General features: G+C 70.1%; 4 protein-coding genes. All 4 read left to right on the forward strand.

What is annotated here, in order from left to right; all coding sequences use genetic code 11:
• Positions 1–324 precede the first annotated feature (324 nt).
• Positions 325–2,130 carry a 3-hydroxyacyl-CoA dehydrogenase family protein gene (locus tag ABT116_RS16850; RefSeq protein ID WP_351633603.1) on the forward strand — a complete coding sequence of 602 codons (1,806 nt, stop codon included), beginning with the start codon at positions 325–327 and terminating at the stop codon, positions 2,128–2,130.
• A 160-nt stretch (positions 2,131–2,290) separates the two neighbouring features.
• Positions 2,291–3,100 carry a TetR family transcriptional regulator gene (locus ABT116_RS16855; RefSeq protein ID WP_351633606.1) on the forward strand — a complete coding sequence of 270 codons (810 nt, stop codon included), beginning with the start codon at positions 2,291–2,293 and terminating at the stop codon, positions 3,098–3,100.
• A gap of 380 nt (positions 3,101–3,480) precedes the next feature.
• Positions 3,481–4,824, forward strand: a complete 1,344-nt coding sequence (gene ccrA / locus ABT116_RS16860; protein ID WP_351633609.1) for a crotonyl-CoA carboxylase/reductase — start codon at positions 3,481–3,483, stop codon at positions 4,822–4,824.
• A gap of 17 nt (positions 4,825–4,841) precedes the next feature.
• Positions 4,842–6,000, forward strand: a 1,159-nt coding sequence (locus ABT116_RS16865) for a methylmalonyl-CoA mutase family protein (protein WP_351633612.1), incomplete at its 3' end; no start/stop codon positions are given.

Consider the following 6,000-nt stretch of genomic DNA (forward strand, 5'->3'; position numbering starts at 1 on the left):
CGCCGGTTAAGCTCAGACGAGCGAGTTACCCACTCGCAATTCCTCGCGGCGGTCTGGTGACGCGGCTGTCGCGGGAGCAGTCGGTTCGGTGCCTCAGGTACCGCAGTACGGCTCGGCCCCGGGACAGGGCCGGTCGGAATCGCCGTTCATCCCGGGCGTGTGCACGCCCGTGGAGGCGGCACCGGGCGTGTGCGCTTCGCAGCCCGGCCAGCACCCGCACTTATCCACGCACCCGGTGCGCCCGTGGTCCGGCTTTCCTGCCGGGCCTCCTTCGGCGCACCCGGAGCGCGTTCCCCGTCGTCACCCTCATCCTGGAGTCCCGCGATGGCCTCTCCCCTTTCCGACCCGTCCCAGTCCAAGCTGCAGACCGTCGCCGTCGTCGGCCTCGGCACGATGGGCACCGGCATCGCCGAGGTCCTCGCCAAGGCCGGCCGCACGGTCGTCGGCATCGACGTCAGCGAGGCCCAGGCAGCGAAGTGCGTCGCCGCCCTGGAGGCCTCCACCGCCCGCGGCGTCGAGCGCGGCCGGCTGACCGAGCAGGAGCGCGCCGAGATCCTCGGCCGTGTCCGCACCTCCGGTGACCTGCGCACCGCCGCCGACGCCGACCTGGTCATCGAGGTGGCCCCGGAGTCGTACGAGATCAAGCAGCAGATCTTCCGGGAGCTGGACGGGATCGTGCGTCCCGAAACGATCCTGGCGACCGGCACCAACGCCCTGTCGGTGACGCGGCTGGCCGCGGACTCCTCCCGCCCCGAGCGGGTGCTGGGCCTGCACTTCTTCAACCCCGCGCCGGCCATGAAGCTGGTCGAGGTCGTCTCCTCGGTGCTGACCGCGCCGGCCGCCGTCGCGGCAGTCACCGACCTCGCCCTCGACCTGGGCAAGGAGCCCGTCGCGGTCGGCGACCGCCCCGGCTTCGTCGCCGACGGCCTGCTGTTCGGCTACCTCAACCAGGCCGCCGCGATGTACGAGGCGAAGTACGCCTCCCGCGAGGACATCGACGCCGCGATGCGGTTGGGCTGCGGCCTGCCGATGGGCCCGCTGGCGCTGCTCGACCTGATCGGCGTCGACACCGCGCGCACGGTCCTGGAGGCCATGTACGCCGCCTCCCGCGACCGGCTGCACGCTCCGGCCCCGATCCTCAAGCAGCTGAGCGAGGCGGGTCTGACCGGCCGCAAGGCGGGGCGCGGCTTCTACACGTACGAGGCGCCGGGCAGCGCGGTCGTCGTGCGGGACGCGCTGACCCCGCTGGAGGGTGGCGACCTGGTTCCCGGCCGGGAGATCCGCTCGGTCGGTGTCGCGGGCTCGGGCACCATGGCCTCCGGTATCGCCGAGGTCTTCGCCAAGGCCGGGTACGAGGTGGTCATCGCCGCCCGCAGCGCGGAGAAGGCGCAGACCGCGAAGGCCCGGATCGGCAAGTCCCTGTCCCGCTCGGTCGACAAGGGCCGGATGACCGCCGAGGCGGCCGCCGGGGCCCTGGACCGCATCACGGCCTCGGGCACCTACGAGGACTTCGCCGGCGTCGATCTGGCCGTGGAGGCGGTCGCCGAGGACCTGGAGGTCAAGCGGCAGCTGTTCGCGACCCTGGACAAGGTCTGCAAGCCGGGCGCGATCCTGGCCACCACGACCTCGTCGCTGCCGGTCGTCGCCTGCGCCCGGGCCACCTCGCGCCCGCAGGACGTGATCGGCATGCACTTCTTCAACCCGGCGCCGGCCATGAAGCTGGTCGAGGTCGTCCGTACGGTGCTGACGGCCGACGACGTCCACGCCACGGTCCGCGAGGTCTGCGGCCGGATCAGGAAGCACCCGGTCGACTGCGGTGACCGGGCCGGCTTCATCGTGAACGCGCTGCTCTTCCCGTACCTGAACAACGCGATCAAGATGGTGGAGGAGCACTACGCGTCGCTCGACGACATCGACGCGGCGATGAAGCTGGGCGGCGGTTACCCGATGGGCCCGTTCGAGCTGCTGGACGTCGTCGGTCTTGACGTCTCGCTGGCCATCGAGAAGGTCCTGCACCGCGAGTTCCGCGACCCGGGGCTCGCTCCGGCGCCGCTGCTGGAGCACCTGGTGGCCGCGGGCTGCCTCGGCCGCAAGACCGGCCGTGGCTTCCGCGAATATGCCAAGCGCTGAGCGTCCCGGCGACTGGTTCCGGTCCGGCGCGGAGTGGGGCGGCCTGCTCGGCCCGGACCGGTTCCACCCGGTCGGCCGGCCCGCCCCTCCCCCGCCCCGGGGCGCCGGGGAAGAACCGGGCCATGCGCGGCGAGCTGCGCACATGCAGTACGTTCAGGGCATGCCCCAGCCCGCCAGGTCCTCACGTACACCAGCCACGGCCGACGCGCCGGAAAGCGCCGCCGGCTCCCGCGCCGCCGCCCAGCGGCTCAAGATGCGCCGGGAACTGGCGGCCGCCGCGATGGAACTGTTCGCGACCAAGGGGTACGAGGCGACCACCGTCGACGAGATCGCGGCTCAGGCCGGGGTCGCCCGCCGCACCTTCTTCCGCCACTTCCGCTCCAAGGAAGAGGCGATCTTCCCCGACCACGACGACACCCTGATCCGGGCCGAGGCGGTGCTCAACGCCGCGCCCGCGCACGAGCATCCGCTCGACACGGTGTGCCGTGGCATCAAGGAGGTCATGCGGATGTACGCGGCCCGGCCGGAGATCTCGGTCGCCCGCTACAAGCTGACGCGTGAGGTGCCCACCCTGCGTGAGGCGGAGATCGCGTCGGTGGCCCGCTACGAGCGTCTCTTCACCCGCTACCTCCTCGGCCACTTCGACGAGCGGGCGCACGCCGACGACGCCAACGACGACCCGCTGCTGGCGGAGGTCGCCGCGTCCGCGGTCGTCACGGCCCACAACCACGTGCTGCGGCGCTGGCTGCGCGCGGGCGCCCAGGGGGACGTGGAGGCGCAGCTGGACCACGCCTTCGCGATCGTGCGGAAGACCTTCGGCACGGGCATCGGGGCCGGGCGCTCCACGGACGGGCAGCCGGCCGCGGCCACGGCCTCGGCACAGGGCGAGGTGCTGGTGACGGTCGCCCGCACCGACGCACCACTGGACGAGGTCATGCGGACCATCGAGCAGGCGCTCAAGGAGCGCTGAGCCCCCTTCACCCGTGTGATGACGGCCACCCTTCGGGGTGGCCGTTTTGGCATGTCAGGGGCCGTTTTGCAGGTCCTTGCCGAGGCCATTCGATCGATCATCGCTCATTTGTTACGTAAAGATTTCATCTGAGGCCAAGTTCTGGCACTCAGTGCCTTGCGGGGTGACACGCGGTGTCATACGTTGAAGAGGTCCGGGCGACGTCCCAGCAGGCTCACCCGCTTGCCCGCCCGGCGCCTGCGTCACAGGCAACCTCCCGCGCCACCCAGCGCTGCCGAACAGCACCACCGCCGAACCGACGGCACACCCTCAACCCTCAGCAGCACCGACGAACCCATCGGCGCCCCTCCCTCAGGGCGCTCACCGCCGGAGGCAACACCGTGACCGTTAAGGACATCCTGGCCGCGATCCAGTCGCCCGACTCCACGTCGGAGGACTTCGCCGCCCTCCCGCTCCCCGAGTCGTACCGCGCGATCACCGTGCACAAGGACGAGACGGAGATGTTCGCGGGCCTCGAGACCCGCGACAAGGACCCCCGCAAGTCGATCCACCTGGACGAGGTGGCGCTGCCCGAGCTCGGCCCGGGCGAGGCCCTGGTGGCCGTCATGGCCTCGTCGGTCAACTACAACTCGGTGTGGACCTCGATCTTCGAGCCGCTGTCCACCTTCGGCTTCCTGGAGCGCTACGGCCGCACCAACGAGCTGGCCAAGCGACACGACCTGCCCTACCACATCATCGGCTCCGACCTCGCGGGCGTCGTCCTGCGCACCGGCCCGGGCGTCAACGCCTGGCGGCCCGGTGACGAGGTCGTCGCGCACTGCCTGTCCGTCGAGCTGGAGTCCAGCGACGGCCACAACGACACGATGCTCGACCCCGAGCAGCGCATCTGGGGCTTCGAGACCAACTTCGGCGGCCTCGCCGAGATCGCGCTGGTCAAGTCCAACCAGCTGATGCCGAAGCCCGACCACCTGTCGTGGGAGGAGGCCGCCGCCCCTGGCCTGGTCAACTCCACCGCCTACCGGCAGCTGGTCTCCCGCAACGGCGCCGGCATGAAGCAGGGCGACAACGTCCTCATCTGGGGCGCGAGCGGCGGACTCGGCTCCTACGCCACCCAGTTCGCGCTGGCCGGCGGCGCCAACCCGATCTGTGTCGTCTCCAGCGAGCAGAAGGCGGACATCTGCCGCTCGATGGGCGCCGACGCGATCATCGACCGCAACGCCGAGGGCTACAAGTTCTGGAAGGACGAGAACACCCAGGACCCCAAGGAGTGGAAGCGCTTCGGCAAGCGCATCCGCGAGCTCACCGGCGGCGAGGACATCGACATCGTCTTCGAGCACCCCGGCCGCGAGACCTTCGGCGCCTCGGTGTTCGTCACCCGCAAGGGCGGCACCATCACCACCTGCGCCTCGACCTCGGGCTACATGCACGAGTACGACAACCGCTACCTGTGGATGTCGCTGAAGCGGATCATCGGCTCGCACTTCGCCAACTACCGCGAGGCCTGGGAGGCCAACCGCCTCATCGCCAAGGGCAAGATCCACCCGACCCTGTCGAAGGTGTACTCCCTCCAGGACACCGGCCAGGCCGCCTACGACGTGCACCGCAACCTCCACCAGGGCAAGGTCGGCGTGCTGTGCATGTCCCCCGAGGAGGGCCTGGGCGTGCGTGACCAGGAGAAGCGCGCCCAGCACATCGACGCCATCAACCGCTTCCGCAACATCTGAGACATACGGGGGCACAGATGACTGAGCGTCAGAAGGACCGGCCGTGGCTCATGCGCACGTACGCCGGTCACTCCACGGCCGAGGCGTCCAACGAGCTGTACCGGCGCAACCTCGCCAAGGGCCAGACAGGTCTGTCGGTGGCGTTCGACCTGCCGACGCAGACCGGCTACGACTCCGACCACATCCTCGCCCGCGGCGAGGTGGGCCGGGTCGGCGTGCCGATCGCGCACGTCGGTGACATGCGCCGGCTGTTCCAGGACATCCCCCTGGAGCAGATGAACACCTCGATGACCATCAACGCCACGGCCATGTGGCTGCTGGCGCTCTACCAGGTCGTCGCCGAGGAGCAGGGTGCGGACATCACCAAGCTCCAGGGCACGACCCAGAACGACATCGTCAAGGAGTACCTGTCCCGCGGGACGCATGTCTTCCCGCCGGGGCCGAGCCTGCGCCTGACGACGGACATGATCGCGTACACGGTCTCCCACATGCCGAAGTGGAACCCGATCAACATCTGCAGCTACCACCTGCAGGAGGCGGGCGCCACTCCGGTCCAGGAGATCGCGTACGCGATGTCCACCGCGATCGCCGTCCTCGACGCCGTGCGCGACTCCGGCCAGGTGCCGCAGGAGCGCATGGGCGACGTCGTGGCCCGCATCTCGTTCTTCGTGAACGCGGGCGTCCGCTTCGTCGAGGAGATGTGCAAGATGCGGGCGTTCGGCCGCATCTGGGACCGCATCACCCGCGAGCGGTACGGCATCGAGAACCCCAAGCAGCGCCGCTTCCGCTACGGCGTCCAGGTCAACTCACTGGGCCTGACGGAGGCGCAGCCGGAGAACAACGTCCAGCGGATCGTCCTGGAGATGCTGGCCGTCACCCTCTCCAAGGACGCCCGCGCGCGTGCCGTGCAGCTGCCCGCCTGGAACGAGGCCCTGGGCCTGCCCCGCCCCTGGGACCAGCAGTGGTCGCTGCGCATCCAGCAGGTGCTGGCGTACGAGAGCGACCTGCTGGAGTACGAGGACATCTTCGAAGGCTCGAAGGTGATCGAGGCGAAGGTGGAGCAGCTGGTCGAGGAGTCGTTCGCCGAGATCGACCGCATCCAGGAGATGGGCGGCGCGATGGCGGCCGTCGAGTCCGGCTACCTCAAGTCGCAGCTGGTCGCCTCGCACGCCGAGC

This window comes from Streptomyces sp. NPDC002130, assembly GCF_040296465.1.
Lineage (GTDB): Bacteria > Actinomycetota > Actinomycetes > Streptomycetales > Streptomycetaceae > Streptomyces.

Bases quoted from the DNA above. Each gene is read 5' to 3' on its own strand.
- ABT116_RS16850 (WP_351633603.1), top strand. From the start codon at position 325: ATGGCCTCTCCCCTTTCCGACCCGTCCCAGTCCAAGCTGCAGACCGTC.
- ABT116_RS16855 (WP_351633606.1), top strand. From the start codon at position 2,291: ATGCCCCAGCCCGCCAGGTCCTCACGTACACCAGCCACGGCCGACGCG.